Origin of the sequence: Marinoscillum sp. (genome assembly GCF_965229915.1) — a bacterium.
GTDB lineage: Bacteria > Bacteroidota > Bacteroidia > Cytophagales > Cyclobacteriaceae > Marinoscillum.
The window spans coordinates 4570106-4592892 of record NZ_CBDDJZ010000001.1; the positions used below are offsets into that span (position 1 = coordinate 4570106).

A 22787-nucleotide genomic window follows, 5' to 3' on the forward strand; every position below is an offset into this window, starting at 1 on the left:
ATGTCATTTCAATTTGAGAATTTAACAATATGGCAAAAGTCTCTGGACTTATCAATTAAAGTCAGTGAGCTGGTTAAGTCATTTCCTAAGGAAGAACTATATGTATTAAGTAGTCAAATGAAAAGAGCTGCTGATTCAGTGGTTTTAAATATAGCTGAAGGTTCTACAGGACAATCGAAGAAAGAATTTAATCGATTTTTAGGAATTTCATTGAGGTCAGTAATTGAAGTAGTGAGTTGCTTGTATTTGGCCAAAAGTAGGCAGTTAATAAATGATGAGCAGTTTAAAGTACATTATGATGAGTCTTTGATTATCACCAAAATGATACAGTCATTTCGTAAAACGTTAACAACAATCTGATGACTGAATACAGGAAACAGAATACTGACTACACCCTGAAACTCTCGGGTCTGGAGCCGCTTGTCGTTACCGCTGAAACGAACTTCGTGAATGTAGGTGAGCGAACCAACGTGACCGGTTCCGCCAGGTTCAAACGATTAATCCTCGAAGATCAATACGACACGGCGTTGGAAGTGGCATTGGATCAGGTGCGTAGTGGTGCACAGATCCTGGATGTTAACATGGACGAAGGTATGCTGGACGGTAAGGCTGCGATGGTCAAGTTTCTGAATTTGATTGCGTCAGAGCCAGAGATTGCCAGGATTCCGATCATGATTGATTCCTCCAAATGGGAAATCATAGAGGCGGGTCTGCAATGCATCCAGGGAAAAGGTGTCGTGAATTCGATCTCCCTCAAAGAAGGAGAAGAGCCTTTTCTCTATCAAGCCAATAAGATTCGACAGTACGGTGCAGCAGTGGTGGTGATGGCCTTTGATGAAGACGGTCAGGCGGATACCTATGAACGGAGAATTAGCATCTGCAAAAGGTCTTATGATTTATTGGTTGATAAGGTCGGATTTAACCCGGCAGATATCATCTTCGACCCAAATATTTTTCCAGTTGCGACGGGAATTGATGATCATAACAACTATGCAGTAGATTTTTTCAAGGCGACCAAATGGATTAAGGAGAACTTGCCTGGAGCGAAGGTGAGTGGAGGAGTTAGTAATGTGTCTTTTTCCTTCAGAGGAAATAATGCAGTAAGGGAGGCCATGCACTCAGCGTTTCTATATCATGGCATCCAGGCTGGAATGGACATGGGCATAGTCAATGCCGGGATGATAGAGGTGTATGATGAGATTCCAAAAGACTTACTGGAGCATGTAGAAGACGTGCTGCTTAACCGTAGATCAGATGCGACCGAAAGATTACTCGCTTTCGCTGAAAAAGTAAAAGGCACCGGGAAAGTAAAGCAGGAAGATAATGAGTGGCGAAAGGGAACGGTCGAAGAGCGATTGAAGCATGCCCTGGTCAAAGGAATTGTGGATCACATCGAAGAAGATACTGAAGAAGCTCGTCAGCAATATGACCGACCTCTTCATGTCATAGAAGGGCCATTAATGGATGGAATGAACGTGGTAGGTGACCTGTTCGGGTCTGGTAAGATGTTCCTGCCACAAGTTGTGAAAAGTGCCCGGGTGATGAAAAAATCAGTGGCTTACCTCATTCCATTTTTGGAAGAAGAAAAGAGACTTTCTGGGGAGGAGAAGAGTAGCAAAGGAAAGATACTACTGGCCACGGTGAAGGGTGATGTTCATGATATTGGTAAAAACATAGTGGGAGTAGTGCTCGCGTGCAATAATTACGACATTGTTGATCTGGGAGTGATGGTGCCAGCCGATAAGATATTGGATGAGGCTGCTAAAGTCGGCGCAGACATTATTGGTTTGAGTGGGTTGATCACGCCTTCACTGGACGAGATGGTACATGTGGCAGAGGAAATGGAGCGCAGAAAGCTGAAGCTTCCACTGCTGATAGGTGGAGCGACTACTAGTAGAGTTCACACAGCGGTGAAAATCGCACCAAAATATTCGGGTCCCGTCATCCATGTATTGGACGCTTCCAAAAGTGTAGGGGTCTCTTCGGACTTACTCGGATCTAAGAAAGAGGCACTAATCAGCCGTACACAGGATGAGTATCAGGAACTTCGCATTGGTCACGAAAGCCGACAATCAGAAAAGGCGCATGTGAGTTTTGAAGCAGCCAAGGCCAATAAAACAAGTATAGATTGGGCGAGCTATACTCCTCCGAAACCGGTGAAAACAGGCACTCAGGTATTTGATGATATTTCTTTGGATGAGCTTCGCTCATTCATTGATTGGACCCCTTTCTTTTCTACCTGGATGCTCAAGGGAAAATTTCCACAAATCCTCGAAAACCCAACGGTCGGTGCGGAAGCTAAAAAACTTTACGATGAAGCCAACGCTATGATCGATGCGCTGATAGCTGGGAACAAGTTACAGGCTAAAGCAGTGATAGGAGTCTGGCCCGCAAATAGTGTTGGTGAGGATGTCCAACTTGCCAATGGTACAAAATTCTGTTTTCTGAGGCAGCAGGGCAAAAAGGGTAGTAATCTCCCAAATATTAGTTTATCGGATTTTATTGCACCATCAGATTCTGGTAAAGAAGACTATCTTGGAGGGTTTGCTGTCACCATATTTGGAGCTCAGGAGTTGGCCAAATCCTATGAGGACCAACATGATGACTACAACGCTATTCTGATCAAAGCAATTGCCGATCGGTTTGCCGAAGCTCTTGCCGAAATGATGCACATGAAAGTTCGTAAGGAAGTCTGGGGTTATGCTCGTGATGAATCGATGGATAATGAGTCCCTGATTAAGGAAAAATATCAAGGAATACGACCTGCGCCAGGCTATCCGGCTTGTCCAGATCATACGGAGAAGCCTATTTTGTTCCAATTGCTTGATGCGGAAAATAATATTGGTATTAAACTCACGGAAAGTATGGCTATGTACCCCGCGGCCTCTGTAAGTGGGTTTTATTTCTCTCATCCAGAGTCGAAGTATTTTGGACTGGGTAAAGTCTATAAAGATCAGATAGCTGACTATGCCGCCAGAAAGCAAATGGAAGTGGCTGAAATTGAAAAATGGTTAGCGCCTAATTTGGGCTATTGATTGACACGAAACAACGAACCCATCCTACGTATATCAAATAAATTGAAATGAAAGTAACAGAGCATATAGCAACATCGGGTGGTAAGACCCTCTTTTCGCTGGAAATCATTCCTCCCAAAAAAGGGGATAGTATCGATTCATTATTTGGGCATATTGACCCTTTGATGGAGTTTAAGCCACCTTTTATTGATGTGACCTATCATCGTGAAGAGTACGTATACAAGAATCGTGGAAATGGATTATTGGAGAAAAAGACCATAAGAAAACGACCAGGAACGGTTGGTATATGTGCGGCTATTAAAAACAGGTATGATGTCGACCCTGTTCCTCATATAATCTGCGGTGGATTCACCAGGGAAGAGACTGAAAATGCACTGATTGATTTGAATTTCCTTGGTATCGATAATGTATTGGTGCTCCGTGGGGACAATATGCAAGAGGAAAAAACTTTCAGACCTGAACCTGATGGAAACGCCTACGCAATCGAATTGGTAGATCAGGTGATGGGTATGAATGAGGGCACTTACCTGGACGAGGAACTCCAAAATGCGGTCCCTACTAATTTCTGTATTGGTGTAGCGGGCTATCCAGAAAAACATTTTGAAGCACCAAATCTAAAGTCAGATCTGAAATATCTGAAGCAGAAAGTAGATCGAGGAGCGGAATACATCGTTACTCAGATGTTCTTCGATAACTCCAAATACTTTGAGTTTGTAGATAAGTGCAAAGAGGCTGACATCAATGTGCCGATCATTCCTGGCTTGAAGCCTATAACCACGAAAAATCACATGACTATCTTACCTAGTATTTTTCACATTGATATTCCTGATGAGCTTTATATGGAGATAGAGAAGTGCAAGGATAACAAGGCAGTGAAAGAAGTGGGGATTGAGTGGGGGATCAAGCAGTCCAAAGAACTGATGGATGCTGGAGTTCCGGTGTTGCATTATTACTCGATGGGAAAATCAGATTCTGTACAGCGCATAGCCAAAGCGCTTTTCTGATATCTTTGGGCCAAACATTACCCTATGAAGATTATTGAATGCCCAAGAGATGCCATGCAAGGTCTGCATGACTTTGTGCCAACTGAGCTGAAGATAGAATATATCAACCAGCTGTTGAAAGTTGGTTTTGATACGATCGACTTTGGAAGTTTTGTTTCGCCCAAGGCTATCCCCCAGATGCGTGATACGGCGGAGGTGCTGGAGGGTTTGGAGCTTGGGGGTACCAAATCCAAATTGCTGGCGATAGTAGCCAATGTAAAAGGAGCTGAAATGGCTTCTGATTTTGAAGAGATTCAGTATTTGGGTTATCCGCTATCACTTTCAGAAACTTTCCAGCAGAGAAATACCAATCGGTCTATTGATATGGCTTTTGATAATTTGGCTGAAATTCAAGACATCTGCCAGTCAGATGATAAAACACTGGTGGTTTATTTGTCTATGGGTTTTGGTAATCCTTATGGAGATCCTTACGAGATTGATTATGTAGGGCAGTTTGTGGACAGACTAGATGAGATGGAGATCGATGTGGTCTCGTTGGCGGATACCATTGGAGTTTCAACTCCCGACATCATCCAGCCATTGTTTCAGACTTTGATCCCAAAGTTTCCGCATATCGAATTTGGGGCACATCTTCATTCTCATCCAAATTCAGCTTTTGAAAAAATAAAAGCCACGATAGCTGGTGGTTGTAGAAGGATTGATGGAGCGATTAGAGGATTTGGCGGCTGTCCCATGGCTAAAGATGATCTGGTGGGTAATATGGCGACAGAGACTATTATTAAAACTCTTGATCAGGAAACAGTGGCTTATGATATGAATCAGGACGCATTCGAATCTGCACTTGCACTTTCTAACAAAATATTTTTAAACTAATGACAGCAGACCAAATCATTGTATTGGCGGTGATTGTAGGAGCATTGATCCTATTTGCTACTGAGTGGCTGTCCATTGATTTGGTAGGAATCTTGATATTGGTTTCTCTGACTGCCACTGGAGTGATTACGCCTGAAGAGGGACTTTCTGGATTTAGTAATCCGGCGGCAATTACGGTTGCTTTTATGTTTGTGCTCAGTTACTCACTGCTCAAAACGGGATCACTGCAGCGCATAGGCCCTTATCTAGGTCCTATTTTCAAGAAAAACTTCAACCTGGGTATTCTGATCATGATGATTTTCATCGGATTGGTCTCCGCTTTTATCAACAATACACCGATAGTGGCGATGTTTATTCCCGTAATGGTCAGTGTAGCGAACCTCTCAGGATATAGTCCTTCCAAGTTGTTAATCCCTCTGTCATACGCGTCCATTTTTGGAGGAATGTGTACAATGATCGGTACTTCTACTAATATGCTAGTGAGTGGAATAGCTGTGGAGAATGGGATAGAAGCATTTCCCATGTTTTTGAGTGCTCCGATTGGTTTGGTGTTCGTGGTAGTTGGTGCAGTGTATATATTTCTTTTTGGCAAGAGACTTCTTCCAGACCGGATCTCTACAGAAGATCTTAGTCAGAAATTTGGAATGCGTGATTACTTGTCAGAAATCGAAATTCTTGATGAATCTGAGTTCGTCGGCCAACGGATCATGGATTCTATTCTAGCTTCGGAGTTGTCCATTGATGTGATTGAAGTGCGCAGGAATGGAAACTTGTTCACTTTACCCCCAGGTGATTTTGTGATTCAATCTGGCGATGTGCTCAAGCTCCAATGCGATGTAGAGAAAATCAAAGCACTCAGAGACCGCCTAAAAGTTAACTTTAATACTGACGCCGTTCGGCTCAATCAAAGCGAGATCCAAAAAGGTGATACTTCCATTCTCGAGTTGATCATTACATCTGGGTCAGAATTTGAAGGTAAAAGTCTTCGAGAGATGGACTTTAGGCGGCGTTACCGCGCGGTTCCATTGGCCATCTTGCACCATGAGAAGGTAGTGCACGATGATTTGCATAAGGTAGAGCTCAAAGCTGGAGACATTATACTTACAGAAATTAAGACCCACCGACTGAATAATATCAAGCGTCAGGAGATGAGTCAAAAGAGCCCGTTTATTGTGCTGTCGGAGCAAGGTGTCATTGACTTCAATCGAAAGAAATTCCTGACGGTGCTCTCAGTTATCGCTGGAGTGGTGCTCATTTCTTCACTCAACCTAATGTCTATACCAATAGCCACTTTACTTGGTGCTGTAGTCTTGGTGCTAAGCAAAACCATAAGCATGCGTGAGGTTCATGAGTCTATTGAGTGGAAGATCATTTTTTTATTGGCTGGAGCATTGAGTTTGGGTATTGCCATGAATAGTAGCGGTTTGGCAGCTATCATAGCAGATGGTTTGTTGGCAAATCTGGGCACCTATGGCCCTGTTGTTATTTTGTCTGGTCTATACTTAATGACCTCTCTGCTGACAGAAGTGATGAGTAATAATGCCTCCGCAGCTCTTCTGTCTCCTATTGCTATAACTACTGCAACAGAAATGCAGTTGAGTCCGTATCCATTCATGATAGCGGTAATGGTGGCAGCATCTGCGAGTTTCATGACCCCAATAGGATATCAGACTAACACGATGGTCTACAGTGCAGGGCAGTACAAATTTGGTGACTTCTTTAAAATTGGAGTTGGACTGAATTTGCTCTTTTGGATACTCGCTACGTTGCTTATACCAGTCTTTTACCCTTTCTAAACCAATTTGTATTTCTTACCAGGAAGGGATTTGACCAGTCCTTGAAATTCAAGATTGAGTAAGTTTCCAGCTAATTGATTCACCGGAATTTGAGTTCGCCAGGACAATTCATCAATAGGAATACCATTTTTGTATTCGGAGAGAATACCAGCAATCTTCTGATCTTCGGGAGGTAGTGTGGTGAAATCTGGTTTGCTAGCAGCAGGTGAGTGCTCATCATCCCAGTTGAGATGATACTTGAGGTCATTTACCCCTGTGTACAATAGGGCTTTCTGATTTCTAATGAGATAATTACAGCCCTCAGAATACTTATTACTCAAGTCACCTGGTACGGCAAATACTGTCTTATTGTAGGAGTCTGCAATGTTGGCCGTGATCAGTGCACCACCCTTTTTGGCAGCTTCTACCACTATCACCGCATCACTCATGCCCGCGATAATTCTGTTTCGGGCAGGAAAGAAATGGGCCTCTGGCTTGGTTCCAGGAGGATTTTCAGATATCAATCCACCTGTTTCTATCATTTCTTCAGCTTGCTTCTTGTGCAATGAGGGATAGATTTTGTCCAGACCTCCGGCTAAGACTCCTATGGTGGGTATGTTATTTTTGAGTGCAGCCCGGTGAGCAGTGATGTCTATGCCATATGCAAGTCCACTAACGATTACCGCATTCAAGCTACGGCTATCTTCTACAATTTTGCTGGTAACAGCCTCGCCATATTCGGTAGAGTTGCGAGTACCAACAATTGCCAAAACCCGACTCCATTTATTGACATCTCCTTTCGCATAGATGATATTGGGTGCATCTATTGCTTGTTTAAGCTTGGAAGGGTAAGTAGAGTCAGTAAAGTGATGAATGTCAATATTCTTCTTCTGACAATCATTAATAATCTTCTCTGATTCATTTAAATAAGTGGAGGACTTGAGCGTTTCAATCCGCTCAGGACCAATGCCGGGAATTTTATTGAGTTGGCTTTTCGTGGATTTAAAAATAGCCGAAGCTGAGCCGCAGTAGGCGATAAGGTTTTTGGCATTTACATCACCAATGCCGGGGATCAATTCCAGCGCAAGCTGATAAAGCTTTTCGTTCATTTATCAGTGTAGCTCTTTCTTTAGCGTTTCTAGAAACGTTCGTACCTTCTTTAACGATTCAATCAATTCTACCTTATTGGTGGCTGCGTCCACATCGTTTTTGATGAAATCTCTGGCACCTTGTAGCGTGAAGCCTTTTTCCTTTACCAAATAATAGATGAGCTTGACATTTTTAATGTCTTCTTTCGTGAATTGCCTATTTCCTTTGCGGTTTTTCTTTGGCTTGATGATATCAAATTCACCCTCCCAAAAACGAATAAGAGACGTAGCAACTCCCAACTCATCTGCAACTTCACCAATGGTGAAGTACTTTTTTTCTATTTCTTTCTCTTTATAAGGCACGGTGAAAAATTTCAGTTTTGAATATAGGTAATAATCCCTTTATCATCAATGATTATCGGGTTTTCAGGGAAATCTTCCTCTGTTAATTTTTTGATTGATCGCAAAGCACGTTTCTGACCATCCAATTCAGGTCCCATGGAGTAGCTCTGATAGAAAGAATGTATGCTTCCTTTCAGAAAATTTCCATCAGCGTCCATTTTGATCTCTAGTATTGGTGCTTCACCACTCACACCTCTCAGGTTGAAACGACCATAAGTAAGAAAATTGCCAAGTGAGTAAGCAATTAGTTTGTTTTGATAAACTTCTATACCACGCACTACATGCGGTCCATGTCCTATGATAACATCTGCACCTTCGTCAATCAGTCGATGACTAAAGGAATAAATATTTCCTCGATCTTCACCATAGTAGAACTCGCGTTCACGAGTCACATGCATGTTTTTGGACCCCTCAGCACCACCATGGATGGATACAACTACAAAGTCACTGAGACTGTCTAGGTGCTTAATGATGCCGATTGCTCTTTCCTCATCAAAAAAGGTTAGTGTTCCTCTATTAGGTGCAAAAGCAACAAACCCCACTTTTAAATGACCAAGTTTGGCAATTGTAAAAGGGCGCTCCACTGAACCAGCATACGCTAGGCCAAGGGAGTCAAGAACAGACTGAGTGCTCAACCTACCAGGCTTTCCGAAATCATTTGCATGGTTATTGGCTACTGAGATCAAGTCAAAGCCTGCTTCTAATAAGTTGCTCGTGAGACGACTTGGCATTTTGAACAGGTAGCAGGCATTGGGGTTGGAGCAGGTTTTTTGGTCTCCTTCACCATCCAAAACAGTCCCTTCCAAATTGCCAAAGGTGATGTCTGCAGTTGATAGTAGGTCACGGGTGTCATCCCACAAGTATTCTCCATTTCCACCCGGTAGATAGCTTTTGTTAGGGAATTTCGTGCCCATCATGATATCACCAACAGCCATTAGTGAAATGGTATCTGGAAGAAGGCGTGATATGGATATTTCCACTGACTGAAACAACGAATCAAGAGTGTCACCTTTTTGTGTGATGAGGTATTCAACTGGTTCCGGCAAGGTGTCCAACTGGATCGTATCTCTTCCATCATTTTGATCGCTCGAGGTGATTACCTGAGAGGTCTTACAATTTGTAAGTATCAGTATGAGGGTTGTCCAGACAAGACCGTGGTTGATGTATCGCATGCGATTCAAATAAGCCCTCAAAAATACAGTTATCGGGCTTACTTGCCTTTTGAGTTTTCCACAACTTTTAGACAATCTGATCTTTCACCACAAAAAAAGGCCGGACAATCGCGCGGCCTTTCTATTGATTAGCTTGAAGTCTTCTAGTAAGAACCCATTGCCTGGTTCTCTTGAGATGCGAGACGAAGCACTTCTTCGTATTCTTCTGCGTTGATGTCTTTGTAGAAATAGTGAACTGGGTTTTGCGCAACGCCATCTACCTTCACTTCATAGTGTAAGTGTGGAGCAGTTGACTTACCCGAGTTACCCGAGTAACCGATCAATTCACCTCTTTTTACTTTCTGGCCAGTTTTTACTTTAAACTCACTCATGTGAGCATACTTAGTCACGTATCCAAATCCATGGTCGATTTCAATTTGATTGCCATATCCTGCCAGACTTTTTCTAGTGAATTTAATGGTACCGTCACCAGTTGCATAGATTGGAGTGCCTTTAGGTAGTGACCAATCTACTCCATGATGCGGTCGTCGCACCTTAAGGATTGGATCAATTCGCGGACCAAAACCACTTGATAGTCTCCTAATGTGCTCTTTAGCCACTGGCTGAATCGCCGGAAGGGAAGCTAGCATTTCTTCTTTATTCAGTGCGAGTTTGGTGATTTCGTCATATGATTTCGTCTGGATGTACATCTGCTTCTTCAGCTGATCAATGCGCTGATAGTTTTCCATCACAAGCTCCTCACGCTCAAGTCCTTTGTCCAATAAATCCTTGTAACGATTAGCGCCCCCAAAACCGGCTTTTCTGATTTCTTCCGGAATAGGCTCTGCACCCATGATGACTCGATAGATGTTATCATCACGTTCTTGCAGGTTTGCTAACATGCTGTTAGCATTCTCCACTTCTTTGCCGAGTAGCTCATAGTACATTTTAAGCTCCTCATTTTCTTTCCTCAAAAGAGCTTCTTCAGGAGATTCGAAATACTTAATGTAAACGAATACTATACCTGATGCTAGCAATAAAGCTAAGGTTAAGAATCCTAGCGAATTCCATATGATATCCCATGTGGAAACCCTTATTCGCTCGTATCTACATGACTCAGTGTCATAATAATACTTAATTCTGGCCATAGGTCGATGTTAATATTATTTTCAACTAGTTTTGCTTGGCTGGTCAACCAAAACTAACCAGCAAATTACGGTTTTTAATTGATTAAAACCAAATTATAGATCACAACTCATTAGTTATCAGTTAGTTACATGGATTCAAAGGTCATCAGAGCCAAATTTCTAGAGTTTTTTAATTCCAAAGCACATAAAATAGTTCCATCAGCGTCCATAGTGGTGCAAAATGATCCTACCCTGATGTTTACGAATGCGGGGATGAATCAGTTTAAGGACTATTTTTTGGGTAACAAGACTCCTGAGGCCAGTAGAGTAGCTGATACTCAGAAGTGTCTGAGGGTTTCTGGTAAGCACAATGACCTGGAAGAGGTGGGTCTAGATACTTATCACCACACCATGTTTGAGATGCTAGGCAACTGGTCTTTTGGCGATTATTTCAAAAAAGAGGCCATAGAGTGGGCATGGGAGTTTTTGACGGAAGTGTGTGAACTGCCAGCAGATAGAATGTATGCCACCGTGTTTGAGGGAGATGACAGTGAAGGGCTGGATGCAGATGAAGAGGCACGAGGTTTCTGGAAGGAATTGATTCCTGCTGACAGAATTCTCAATGGTAATAAGAAAGATAATTTTTGGGAAATGGGTGACACTGGGCCATGTGGTCCGTGTTCTGAAATCCATATAGACCTGAGATCTGAAGAAGAAGTGGCCAAAAAGTCTGGTCGAGATCTGGTTAATCAAGATCACCCATTGGTAGTGGAGATCTGGAATCTGGTTTTCATGCAGTTCAATCGACTGGCTGATGGTTCGTTGAAAAACCTGCCGCAGCAGCATGTCGATACTGGTATGGGCTTTGAGCGATTGGCAATGGCTGTGCAGAAAAAGCAGTCTAACTATGATACAGACGTGTTTCAGCCTACCATCCAATTTATCGCCAATAAGGCAGGTGTATCATATGGGAAGGATGAGAAAATTGATATTGCCATCCGTGTAATCTCTGATCATATTCGCGCAATTTCATTCACTATAGCTGATGGACAGTTACCGGGCAATGCCAAAGCTGGTTATGTCATCAGAAGAATTCTGAGAAGGGCAGTTCGATACGGATATACATTTCTTGACTTCAAAGAACCATTTCTTACAGAGTTAGTGCCCCTTTTGGCTGATCAGTTCAAAGAGGTGTTCCCGGAGTTGGACTCTCAGAGAGATTTTGTGGCTAAGGTAATCCGCGAGGAAGAAGTTGCCTTCTTGAGAACCCTCGACAAAGGACTGAAACTATTCGAAACCATCAAATCCGAGACTTCAGGAAAAGTTATAGATGGAAGGGTTGTTTTCGAATTGTACGATACCTATGGTTTTCCACTAGATCTCACCTGCTTAATTGCTCGTGAAAATGGTCTTTCTGTTGATGAAAGTGGATTTCAGGAGGAAATGTCCAAGCAGAAGGAGCGATCCAAAAGTGCTGCCCAGCAGTCTACTGGAGATTGGGTAGTCGTGCAGGAGTCTGAAGACCTGCCTGTTTTTCTGGGATACGAACATCTGGAAGCTGAAGCCAAAGTAACCAGATATCGTGAGGTGAAGCAGAAGAATAAATCGTTCTATCAGATCGTATTGGACCAAACGCCATTTTATGCCGAGAGTGGAGGACAAGTAGGTGATACAGGGATTTTGGTTGGTGACGGTGAGCAAGTGGCCATTTTCGATACTAAAAAAGAGAATGATCTGATCGTTCATTATGCAAATGATTTGCCAAAAAATCTAGAAAAACCCTTCACCGCTAAGGTGAATGAATCCAAGCGCTTGCTAACTGAAAACAATCATTCAGCTACACATTTGCTGCATGCCGCGTTGCGAGAGGTGCTCGGTGACCATGTGCAGCAGAAGGGATCTTTGGTCAACGAAAAAGTGTTGCGATTTGACTTTTCACATTTTGCCAAGGTCACAGATGAAGAAGTGGCAAAAGTAGAGGCCATCGTAAACCGAAAGATTCGTGAAAATATCAAATTGGATGAGCAGCGAAATGTGCCGATAGAGCAGGCCAAGTCAATGGGAGCCATGGCACTATTTGGAGAGAAATATGGTGAGTTCGTACGGGTAATTACTTTTGATAGGGATTATTCGGTAGAGCTCTGTGGAGGTACTCACGTGCCGGCGACCGGGCATATCGGCCTTTTGAAAATTGTAAGTGAGACCTCTGTAGCTGCTGGAGTGCGTAGGATTGAAGCCATTACGGCAGACCGAGCTGAGCAGTATGTAGATCAGGAGTTGGAACTACTCTCGCAGATCAAGGAATTACTCAAAAGCCCTAAGGACCCGAAAAAGGCGATTCAATCGTTGATTGATGAAAAGAACGAATTACAAAAGAAAATAGATGAGCTGAATCAGCAACAGGGCAGTGCTCTTAAGGCTGATTTGATCAAAGCAGCTCAGGAGAATAATGGTATCAAGGCGATCACCCAGATAATCAATGTGCCTGATGCCAATGTACTTAAGCAACTGTCATTTGAACTCAAAAATGAAGTTCCTAACCTCATTGCGGTTTTAGCCGCCAACATGAACGAAAAACCAATGCTTAGTGTCATAATGGACGATGAGTTGGTTAAAACTCATGGATTAAACGCCGGAGAAATGGTTCGTGCGATGGCTAAAGAGATCCAGGGAGGTGGAGGTGGACAGCCTTTTTACGCCACTGCAGGTGGTAAAAATGTGGCTGGCTTACCAAAGGCCCTAGAGGTTGGGAAACAACTATTGAAGGAAAAACTGAACATTGAGATTAAATGATTTCACCAGAAGTGAAAAGTAAGTACCAGCTGGTTGTTGGTTTGGAGGTGCATGCCCAGTTGCACACAGAAACAAAGATTTTTTCAGGAGATAGCAATTCTTTTGGTGACTCACCGAATACCAATGTGAGCGTGATTTCTCTGGGCCACCCTGGTGTCATGCCCAAGCTGAACAGAAAGGCAGTAGAGTATGCGATTCGAATGGGGTTGGCTTGTAATTGCCAGATTAGCGAATACCAGTTTTTTGATCGTAAGAATTACTTCTATCCTGATTTACCAAAGGGATACCAGATTACCCAGGACAAAACACCGATTTGTGTAGGAGGGGAAGTTCCGGTCTATTATGGCGATGGTATTCACTCGAAAGTGGTGCTAAACCGGATACATCTGGAAGAAGATGCTGGTAAGTCGATTCACCTGGATGGAGAAAAAGATACCCTAATCGATTTGAATAGAGCTGGGGTGCCACTTATAGAAATTGTGACAGAGCCGGTCATTCATACTGCTGAGGAAGCTGGAGCATTTTTGGCTGAGGTACGTAGGATCGTTCGATACCTGGGTATCTGTGATGGGAATATGGAGGAAGGTTCTCTTCGCTGTGATGCGAATGTGTCGGTGAGACCGGTTGATTCTGCTGAATTGGGAAAAAAGGTGGAATTAAAAAACATGAATTCCATCAAAAGTGTGATTCGAGCCATCGAGCATGAGATGGAACGTCAAATAGATCTGATAGAAGATGGGGAAGAAATCTTATCCGAGACAAGAACTTTTGATGTAAACACTGGTAGGTCTTCGGGTATGCGGACCAAAGAGGAGCTTAACGATTATCGCTACTTTCCCGAGCCAGACTTGAGTCCAATCCATGTGACAGAAGCCTGGCTTCATGAGATTAGGGACACTCAACCTACTTTACCATCAGAATTTCGTGAGAAATTCCAAACCGATTTTGGTTTGAGTCTTTACGATGCAGAAGTACTCACTGACAGAAAGGAGCTGGCCTATTTTTTTGATTCATTTTGCGAAAAAACTACCAATTACAAGGCTGCAGCTAATTGGACGATGGGACCCATTAAATCTTACCTCAATGAACACGGAAAGGAGATAGACGAACTGGAGATCGGAGTAAGTCGTCTGGCTGAGGTCATCGATCTGGTAGATCAGAATGTAGTGAGCTTTTCTGCTGCCAGTCAGCAGTTATTACCTTATTTGTTTAAGCATCCACACGTTCAGGCGAAAGAAGCCGCACATGCATTGAATATCATCCAGGAGTCCGACTCAGACTCCATTCAGCCAATGATAGACGAGGTGCTGGCTGCTAATCCTGATAAGGTAAAAGCCTATCAAAATGGCAAAAAAGGATTGATAGGAATGTTCATGGGAGAGCTCATGAAGAAGACTCAGGGCAAAGTTGATCCTAAAGTTGCTAACAAGCTATTAAGAGATTCATTAGAATTGTAATATGAAATTAATAAGAAACACTATCTCAGTTTTAGTCATTGCACTCTTAGGTGTGTCATGCACCGAATCTTCGAATGACAAAGGAGTACAAGTGACTGGCAAAGTAGAAAACCCTATTGATGGAGAATTGGTCGTACTCAATGAGTTTACCCCTGAGGGATTGAAGCCAATAGATACCATTGATGTAGAGAAATCGGGCGAATTTCGGTTCAAAGTTCCTGTGGAATATCCCTCATTTTTCCGCTTAAACTTTTACAACCGACAGCAGCTCAACCTTGTTCTTGATGGTAAGGAAAAGGAAGTAGAAATCATGCTGGAAGGCGATAACCCACAAGGAGAGGTCTCCATAGCTGGTTCAAGGCATACCAATTATGTCAAGCAGCTGGAAGGGATGATGAGAGATCAGCAGTCAGACATACAGGACTTGCAACAGCAGGCCATGGAGGCCAGAACCAATAGTGATCAAGCAGCAATGGAGCGAATTACCGAAGAGTATTATGACCTCATGACCGTAGCTCAATCTGACATGAAAGAGTACTTGTGGAGTATTACCCCTTCCTTGGCGGTTATCTACGGGTTGGAGTCTTTGCCGATTGACGAACATTATACCTTTTATGATAGCATTGCTCAGAAGATGCAAACGGATAGTGCACTCGCTCAAAACTTTTTCGTAGAAGACTTGATCGGTAAAGTGCAAGGCGCAAAGAAATTGGCGATTGGTGCTGATGCCCCAGAGATCTCATTACCAAATCCTGATGGGGAGGTGATTACCTTGTCATCACTGAAAGGTAAATACGTATTGATTGACTTTTGGGCTGCCTGGTGTAAACCTTGTAGAGCTGAAAATCCAAACGTGGTGAGAGTTTACAATGAATATGCCGGCGAGAACTTTGAGATTCTAGGCGTATCACTTGATAGAAATAAGAAGGATTGGGTAAAAGCCATTGAACAGGATGGACTACCATGGAAACACGTAAGTGACTTGCAGTATTTCAACTCTGAAGCTGCTCAGACTTATCAGATTTCTGCTATCCCTGCGACTTACCTGATAGGACCAGATGGCAAGATATTGGCCAAAGGTCTGCGAGGACCAAGTTTGGAAGCTAAGCTGAAGGAAATCTTCGGTTAAACCAGATAGATTATAAGAACATTTTTTGAAGCGCCTCCCACAGGCGCTTTTTTTGTGTTGCATCGCCGTGCAGTTCCGCAGGAGCAACACTAACTAGTATTTGCTGTGCAGCATGATCTGAAGGTTGGTAAAGACTCAATGACTGACCAATCTTGAGTTCCAACTCCTTTTGATAGCCAAAGCACAGTAGTTTCTGATAGTGCGGAGAATAGCTGGAAATCCCTTCCATTACATGAGCTGAGTGAAAATCTTCCTTGATCGCCTGAAGGATTTTAATTAAAAGTGTTTTGTCCTCATTGGTAAGCGGTGGCGTCCAGATGGCTAGTTCGTGAATTTTCTGTTCTTCCTGCTTGGGTTCTGGAGCTGGAGGAATCGGTTTCACTATCGGCTCTTCAGCTTTTGAATCAGTACCAGCTGGTGTTTGGACATCTTTAGCAGGTGCGTTGCCTGACTGCTGGGTCTCTTTGACGATGAACACGTCCTCCGTAATGAATAAAGGTAAATAGTCGTTATCCATTACATTAGTCCATCTTGAAAATTGACTTCAATTCCACGGCATCTTCGGGTTTCATGCGCTTTCCTAAGACTAACCTCAATTGTCTTCTTCTCAAAGCACCTTCAAAAAGCTCTACTTCTTCATCACTTTCCGGTTCTACCTCTGGTACATCAATTGGTCTTCCCGTTTGATCTACTGCCACAAAGGTGAAAAATGCACGATTAGACTCGGTTTTCTTTCCAGATGGAATGTCTTCCGCTGTTACTTTGATGAACACTTCCATGGATGAATTGAAAGACCGGGTGACATAAGCAGTGAGCGTTACCACATTGCCTAGCTGGATGGGTTTGGAAAAAGAAATGTTATCCACTGATGCCGTAACCACGATTCGGTTACTGTGACGCTGCGCAGCGATGGCCGACACGATATCCATCCAGTGCATCAGGCGTCCTCCCATTAGGTTGTTGAGCGGATTGGTGTCATTGGGTAGAACCAGTTCGGTCATGGTAACGAACGATTCCCTACATTTTTTTACTTTCTTAGGCATGTTATTTCCATCCTTTTTCACCGCGCAAAGGTACAAAGCTGAAGTTGTTAAATGCTTTTTTGGATATTTTGTTTTCGTCTATCTTCTTCAGTCGATACATCACTTGAGTCTTGTCATTACCGACTGGAATGATGAGTTTGCCGCCTACTTTGAGTTGCTTTACCAGATCCTGTGGGAGGGTAGGAGCTCCGGCTGTCACAATGATACCGTCATAGGGTGCATGCTGAGGCAGTCCTTTAGACCCATCGCCATGAAAGAATTTTGGTCGATACCCAAGGTTTGGTAGAAAGGATTTGGTTTTTTTATAGAGTACTTCGTTGTACTCTATGGTGTAAACATCAGCACCCAACTCCATCAATATCGCAGCTTGATATCCGGATCCCGTGCCGATCTCCAGGATTTTATCACCAGGTTGTATTTCAAGAAGTTCCGTTTGAAAGGCGACGGTATAAGGTTGAGAGATGGTTTGGCCCTGACCGATAGGAAAGGCCTTGTCTTCATAGGCGTGGGATACAAAAATATCATCAAAGAAAAAATGCCTGGGAAGCTTCATCATCGCATCCAATATCCTGCGGTCTTTTATGCCCTTAGCCACTATCTCTTTAATCAGTAGCTTGCGCATGCCTTTATGCTTATAGGTGTCTTTCAATTATCTTCGATTAACTATTATTGCATTAAGTAATAACCCAGCCATCGAATCTGACAAAAATCAATGTTTACTGGTATCGTAGAATCACTCGGCAATCTTACTCAAACAAAAAGAGAAGGCACGAACTTACATCTCGAAATTTACTCCTCAATCAGTCATGAGTTGAAGGTAGATCAAAGTGTAAGTCACAATGGAGTGTGCCTCACAGTGACGAAAGTAGGGGATGATAGTCATTGGGTGACTGCCGTAGATGAGACGTTGCAGAAGTCAAACATTGGTCAGTTGGTGGTAGGTGATTCAATCAATTTGGAGAGGTGTCTACAGATGAATGGCCGCTTGGATGGGCACATTGTTCAAGGCCATGTAGATACCACGGCGGAGGTACTGAGCGTGGACGATGTGGATGGTTCCTGGGTGTTTGTTTTTCAGCTTAGGCAACCTGGCTTGATGGTAGAGAAAGGTAGTGTATGCTTGAATGGTACCAGCTTGACGTGCTTTGATGTAAAGGAAAATACCTTCAAGGTTGCAATTATTCCCTACACTTTTGAGCACACAAATTTTAAAAATCTCCAAAAAAGTAGTATTGTTAATGTTGAATTCGATATTGTAGGTAAATACATACAAAAATTAACCAGTCTTAATACAGCTAGTCCACTATGATCCTTAACTGTATGATTGTTGACGATGACGAAATGTCCCGTCTACTCGTAAGTAAATTTGTTGAGCAAACGGATTTTTTGAACCTAACTCATGTGTTGGATAACACTATTGAAGCGTCTAATATTCTGATCGATGAGAAGAATAATGATGTGGATTTGGTTTTCCTGGACGTGGAGATGCCTGAAATGACCGGGCTTGATCTGGCCAAGTCTCTTAAAAATACCTATCCAATTATCTTCATCACTTCTAAAAAAGAGTACGCCATAGAGGCGTTTGAAGATAATGTGCTGGATTATTTGGTCAAGCCATTCGAATATACCCGATTCCTGAAGTCAGCTGTAAAAGCAAAAGAACAACGGGAAAAAGAGCTTAAATACGCGGAGAAAGAAGATCACCTGTTCGTTAAGTCAGGTTCGAAGTTTGTTCGAATCCCCTATGATGAACTCTATTTTGTCGAAGCTCTGGCGGATTATGTGATTTTCAACACGGTGAAGGGTAAGTACATTGTACATCACACCATGAAGGGTATCGAAAAACGGCTACCGGTTAGTATTTTTAGCAGAGTGCATCGCTCTTACATTGTCAATAGAAATCGAATTAACCATATTGAGGATTTCAATATTGCGATTAGCGACAAGGTGATTCCGATTGGTGCCTCTTATAAGGAAGCATTCCTAGAGAAAGTGAATATGCTCTGATTTGGCAGCTACTCTTTTATAGAGAGTCACCCAAATGAAGCTAAAAAACAAGCCAATACCTGCTCCAACCAACACATCGCCTGGGTAGTGAACGCCCAGGTAAACTCTACTGTAGGCCACTATTGAGGACCAGATTAGTAAGGCTATCCCTTTTTTGGATCGTTCACTGAAGTAAAAGAATCCGGCCAACCCAAAAGTGTTAGCAGCATGGCCTGATGCAAATCCATACAACCCACGACATTTGTCTATGATGTGTACCAGTCCGTCCATCTCAGGGTCTTTGCAGGGTCGAAAACGCTCAAAGAAGGGCTTCATGATAGAGGAAGTCGTTTGGTCAGTACAGAGCAAAACAAGTCCAATCACCAATAGGGGTTGATATACGGTCCAGGTATATTTTTTTGCAAGGAAGAATATAAGAAGCAGGTAAAGCGGTATCCAGACATGCTTCTCAGACATGAAGATCATAAAGCCGTCCAGCAATGGACTACCTAATCCGTTTAATGCGAGAAATATTTCTTTGTCTAGCTGTTCTAATCGATCAAGCATCAGCTAACCAGTTGATGTCTTTCTTGAGCCATTTTAGCGATTCAGCTTCTGGAGTGCCAGCAGCAGGCTGATGATCATAGACCCAATCAGCTTGAGGTGGCATACTCATGAGGATGGATTCGGTGCGGCCATTAGTGTCCAGCCCAAACTTGGTGCCTCGATCCCAAACCAGGTTAAACTCTACATACCTACCTCTTCTCAGACGCTGCCAGTCCAAATGTTCTTTCGAGTACGGCTTATCCCTGTTTGTATTGGCGTAATGAGCATAGATCGGAATGAATGCTTTTCCGACATTCTGGTGAAATTCCCACAGATCTTCGAATGAATGTGATTCCTTTTCTTCGTTTAAGTGGTCGTAGAAGATACCACCAACTCCACGCGTTTCCTCTCTATGTTTGATATAGAAGTAGTTGTCTGCCCACTTTTTAAATCTGGAGTAATAGGATGGATCGGTTTTGTCACATGCTTCTTTTAACCGCTGGTGGATATAATGTCCCGAGGTTGCATTTACATAATGAGGAGTAAGGTCAATACCCCCACCAAACCAATAGGTAGATTGGTGATCTTTTAAACTCTCAGTTTCAAAGTACCTCACATTCATGTGAATGATGGGTACCCAGGGATTGACAGGGTGAAGTACAATAGAGACACCTGTAGCATAAAACGTGGATGGACCAAATCCCAACGCATTTTGAATCTTTTCGGGTAGATCTCCATGTACTGCCGAAAAGTTCACTCCACCTTTCTCAATTAGGCTTCCGTTAGTAATAACTCTGGATCGACCTCCACCGCCAGCATTTGGTCGTTCCCAATGATCTTCTTTAAAGGATGCCAGACCATCCAGGGTTTCCAGGCTCTGGCAGATGTTGTCTTGTAAATCTTTGAACCAATTAGTTATATCTTCTTTGTTTCTCATGTCAAAATGGATATCCGATACCAATGTTTAGTGTAGCATGGTTTCTAAAATCCCACAAATCATTGAACTGATAGTCGTTAAGCAAAAAGCGCTGGCCTTTAGGATAAGCTGGATCCACTACTTTGTAAGCCAGATCCAGTCTAAGTACTAAAAATGAAAAGTCAAAACGAAGCCCGAATCCAGCCCCAACTGCTAATTCATTGGTGAATTGATCGAAGCGAAATTTTCCATTGTCATTTGAGTCACCGTCGCTTTCAGGGTTGACGTTTTCACTTTCCCAAAGCCACATATTTCCCATATCCACAAATAAGGCGTAATCAATGAAACCGACCAAACTAGACCTAAACTCAGCGCTTGTTTCCAGTAAAATGTCTCCAGCTCGCTCGGTGAGGTAATCTACCTTGACTTCACCATCAGTAGCCGCGGAATCATATGGTGCATACGCTCCTGGACCAAGCCTACGTGGCTGCCAGGCACGAATGCTATTACTACCTCCTGCGAAGAAATATTTTTCATACGGAAGACCGTTATTAGCTCCATAAGCATAGGCAGCTCCTACATTTATCTTATAGGCAAAAGATGAACGAGAGGTTAGCCGGATGTTTTGACGGAACTCAAATGCGGCTTTTAAATATTTATAGTTTTCCAGACTATCGAACGCTTTCAGTCCATTAAAAGCGTTTAGCATGTTGCCACCAGATTCCAGTGATGCTTGAATGAAGTGACTATTACTGTTCCCAACTCCGTAGTTTCCTTTATTAATCCGAGCAGCAACCGCTGAAAAAACAAAGAATGATGGGTTGAATGCGGCAATGATGGATTGATTACCTTCATTTTCAAGTTCTTGATTGAATTGATCGGTCTTTTCTGAAAAGATGTAGCTAGCATCAAAAGGAGTAAAGGTAAACTGGTATTGATCACCTACCTGCCAGATATAAGACATGCTGGTATTGACTGTATTTCTTTTGTACTCACCAATCCGATCTTCAAAATTGACCCCTGCAGACAGCTTTGTTCTGGGATTAAACTTTCCAATAAAGTTTCTCTGCCGCTCACCTATCGGAAACAGGAATTGTGGAAAGGTAAATGATAACTTACCGCCGTATTGAAGTCTGGAATAGTTGAAGTTTTGTGTACTTACATTTTCATCGGCAGTAACCGACTGAAGTCCCTGAATGCTGACATTTCCTTCTAGTTGAACAATTTCCAAACCGCCAAAGATGTTTCTACCTTTTACGTTGAGGTTGAAGAACGGTCCTGGATACCCTTGGGCATCAAAAATACTCAGTCCTGTTTCAGTAGATGTCTGATACTTTTTGAGTGGGCTTGTGAAAATATTAGCGATGAATTTGCCTCCTGTGGTATCATAATTGACATTGACAAACTTGAAAATATCCAGGTATGATAGCTGACGCTGAGTCTCAAAAGTCAATTGCTTGCTGTACAAGCTGTCTTCTCTCAGGAAAATACGCCGACTGATGAGTTTTTCAGAATATCTGCTACCTCGAAAATTGTACGTCACATTGTTGTATTCTACTGGTTTTAGATAGCGGTTTACTCCCGCCAAATCGGCAGAGAAGGTCACCGAGTCTAACCGGTAGGGCTGATGACTACTCTTATCAGGAGGATTCACGATCGTTTCGCGCACCACCAGTCGATGACTGTTTAGTATTGTAGAATCTACCTCAAAAAGAACGTACTGCCTTTTGAAGTTAAAATAACCATTGTTACTCATTAGGTCATATACTCGATTTCGTTCATTGCCGAATAGATCCTGGTCGTATTGTTCATCCTGAAGCAGCTGCTCATCCAGATGCTCCATAAATAGCTGTTTGACCTTGTCGTCAGCTATTACGTAGATCATCGAATCTATGGTATAGGCTTTTTGTTCACCTATTGTATAGTGGATTGTAGTTTTTTTGTTGTCAGTTTCTATTTTAGTCTCCACCGTAGCGTTGAAATAGCCATGGGCAAAGAGGTAATTCTGTAGGTTATTAACCGAGCCAGAGATCTTACTACTATCGAATACAGCTAGTGATTCACCCCAGCGCATTAGCTGGTTTCCTTCTTTTAACTTTTTATCCTTCTTTTCGAGTTTTTGGACACGTTTGGTATTCAGCTTGGATTTGCGCTTGGATGATTTGGCCTTATTGATTTTGCTACGGTATTTATTGTCAATTTTAGTGCGTTTTTCAGCGGTCCTTGCTGAATCATAAAATGACTCCCCGAGCTTTTTGATATGAAATAAATGAGCAATAGGAAAGAATGCCAGTCGTGTGTTTGGAGATTGGGTTAGTTGTTCTCTTAATACATCTTTAGACACCTCACCAGACGTGTTTATTTTCTGGTTTTTAAGAACCGATTCATCCTTTTTTAGGTATTTTGTGCCCAAACACGACGTTAGGATAACTGGTAATAGTAAAAGTACGGTTCTTACGCTC

20 protein-coding genes are annotated in these 22787 nt (G+C 42.7%); 10 read left to right on the top strand and 10 right to left on the bottom strand.

The features are described from left to right. Genes ACO067_RS19505 through ACO067_RS19525 form a run of 5 tightly spaced genes read left to right on the top strand, consistent with a single transcriptional unit; the run spans position 1 to position 6708 of the window. Positions 1–360 carry a four helix bundle protein gene (locus ACO067_RS19505; RefSeq protein ID WP_421877248.1) on the top strand — a complete coding sequence of 120 codons (360 nt, stop codon included), beginning with the start codon at positions 1–3 and terminating at the stop codon, positions 358–360. Further along, complete coding sequence (gene metH / locus ACO067_RS19510) at positions 360–3035, top strand: methionine synthase (RefSeq protein WP_421877251.1); 2676 nt, start codon at positions 360–362, stop codon at positions 3033–3035. Before ACO067_RS19505 ends, metH begins: the two co-directional genes overlap by 1 nt. A gap of 47 nt (positions 3036–3082) precedes the next feature. Then, the gene (gene metF, locus ACO067_RS19515; RefSeq protein WP_421877253.1) at positions 3083–4039 is read left to right on the top strand and encodes a methylenetetrahydrofolate reductase [NAD(P)H]; all 957 of its coding nucleotides are present in this window, start codon (positions 3083–3085) and stop codon (positions 4037–4039) included. A 24-nt stretch (positions 4040–4063) separates the two neighbouring features. Next, the gene (locus ACO067_RS19520; protein WP_421877255.1) at positions 4064–4912 is read left to right on the top strand and encodes a hydroxymethylglutaryl-CoA lyase; all 849 of its coding nucleotides are present in this window, start codon (positions 4064–4066) and stop codon (positions 4910–4912) included. Beyond that, positions 4912–6708 carry an SLC13 family permease gene (locus ACO067_RS19525; protein ID WP_421877257.1) on the top strand — a complete coding sequence of 599 codons (1797 nt, stop codon included), beginning with the start codon at positions 4912–4914 and terminating at the stop codon, positions 6706–6708. Before ACO067_RS19520 ends, ACO067_RS19525 begins: the two co-directional genes overlap by 1 nt. Here the strand turns inward: ACO067_RS19525 and dprA are convergent. The 4 genes from dprA to ACO067_RS19545 form a co-directional block, all read right to left on the bottom strand. Continuing rightward, positions 6705–7796: a DNA-processing protein DprA gene (gene dprA, locus ACO067_RS19530; RefSeq protein ID WP_421877259.1), complete on the bottom strand. Its 1092-nt coding sequence runs from the start codon at positions 7794–7796 to the stop codon at positions 6705–6707. The two genes, ACO067_RS19525 and dprA, sit on opposite strands and share 4 nt — an antisense overlap. Before the next feature lie 3 nt (positions 7797–7799). Further along, a complete protein-coding gene (locus ACO067_RS19535) occupies positions 7800–8138 on the bottom strand; it encodes a MerR family transcriptional regulator (RefSeq protein ID WP_421877261.1) in 339 nt (112 codons plus the stop codon). 11 nt (positions 8139–8149) lie between these two features. Further along, positions 8150–9349 carry a CapA family protein gene (locus ACO067_RS19540; RefSeq protein WP_421877263.1) on the bottom strand — a complete coding sequence of 400 codons (1200 nt, stop codon included), beginning with the start codon at positions 9347–9349 and terminating at the stop codon, positions 8150–8152. A 143-nt stretch (positions 9350–9492) separates the two neighbouring features. Further along, complete coding sequence (locus ACO067_RS19545; RefSeq protein WP_421877266.1) at positions 9493–10476, bottom strand: M23 family metallopeptidase; 984 nt, start codon at positions 10474–10476, stop codon at positions 9493–9495. Between the two features lie 129 nt (positions 10477–10605). On the opposite strand from ACO067_RS19545, the gene alaS reads away from it, so the two are divergent. Genes alaS through ACO067_RS19560 form a run of 3 tightly spaced genes read left to right on the top strand, consistent with a single transcriptional unit; the run spans position 10606 to position 15834 of the window. Beyond that, a complete protein-coding gene (alaS, locus tag ACO067_RS19550) occupies positions 10606–13248 on the top strand; it encodes an alanine--tRNA ligase (protein WP_421877269.1) in 2643 nt (880 codons plus the stop codon). Further along, positions 13245–14705 (top strand): Asp-tRNA(Asn)/Glu-tRNA(Gln) amidotransferase subunit GatB, encoded by a 1461-nt coding sequence (gene gatB / locus ACO067_RS19555; protein WP_421877271.1) that lies wholly within the window; start codon positions 13245–13247, stop codon positions 14703–14705. Before alaS ends, gatB begins: the two co-directional genes overlap by 4 nt. Before the next feature lies 1 nt (position 14706). Beyond that, on the top strand, positions 14707–15834 hold the full coding sequence (locus ACO067_RS19560; protein WP_421877274.1) for a redoxin domain-containing protein: 1128 nt from the start codon (positions 14707–14709) through the stop codon (positions 15832–15834). A 10-nt stretch (positions 15835–15844) separates the two neighbouring features. Here ACO067_RS19560 and ACO067_RS19565 read toward each other — a convergent pair whose 3' ends face one another. From ACO067_RS19565 to ACO067_RS19575, 3 genes are read right to left on the bottom strand one after another with little or no spacing between them, the layout of a single operon-like run. Further along, positions 15845–16351, bottom strand: coding sequence for a hypothetical protein (locus ACO067_RS19565; protein ID WP_421877277.1), 507 nt, complete (start codon positions 16349–16351; stop codon positions 15845–15847). 4 nt (positions 16352–16355) lie between these two features. Then, entirely contained in the window at positions 16356–16877 is a 522-nt protein-coding gene (locus ACO067_RS19570) for an acyl-CoA thioesterase (protein WP_421877279.1), read from the bottom strand. Between the two features lies 1 nt (position 16878). Continuing rightward, positions 16879–17499, bottom strand: a complete 621-nt coding sequence (locus tag ACO067_RS19575) for a protein-L-isoaspartate(D-aspartate) O-methyltransferase (RefSeq protein WP_421878328.1) — start codon at positions 17497–17499, stop codon at positions 16879–16881. 90 nt (positions 17500–17589) lie between these two features. Here ACO067_RS19575 and ACO067_RS19580 point away from each other — a divergent pair, with 90 nt between their 5' ends. Then, on the top strand, positions 17590–18186 hold the full coding sequence (locus ACO067_RS19580) for a riboflavin synthase (protein WP_421877281.1): 597 nt from the start codon (positions 17590–17592) through the stop codon (positions 18184–18186). Positions 18187–18197: 11 nt separating this feature from the next. Beyond that, positions 18198–18884: a LytR/AlgR family response regulator transcription factor gene (locus ACO067_RS19585; RefSeq protein ID WP_421877284.1), complete on the top strand. Its 687-nt coding sequence runs from the start codon at positions 18198–18200 to the stop codon at positions 18882–18884. Here the strand turns inward: ACO067_RS19585 and ACO067_RS19590 are convergent. From ACO067_RS19590 to ACO067_RS19600, 3 genes are read right to left on the bottom strand one after another with little or no spacing between them, the layout of a single operon-like run. Continuing rightward, entirely contained in the window at positions 18861–19430 is a 570-nt protein-coding gene (locus tag ACO067_RS19590; protein WP_421877287.1) for a phosphatase PAP2 family protein, read from the bottom strand. The genes ACO067_RS19585 and ACO067_RS19590 overlap by 24 nt on opposite strands. Next, a complete protein-coding gene (gene hemF, locus ACO067_RS19595) occupies positions 19423–20346 on the bottom strand; it encodes an oxygen-dependent coproporphyrinogen oxidase (protein WP_421877289.1) in 924 nt (307 codons plus the stop codon). Before hemF ends, ACO067_RS19590 begins: the two co-directional genes overlap by 8 nt. A 1-nt stretch (position 20347) precedes the next feature. Next, a complete protein-coding gene (locus ACO067_RS19600; RefSeq protein WP_421877292.1) occupies positions 20348–22669 on the bottom strand; it encodes a BamA/TamA family outer membrane protein in 2322 nt (773 codons plus the stop codon). Positions 22670–22787 lie beyond the last annotated feature (118 nt).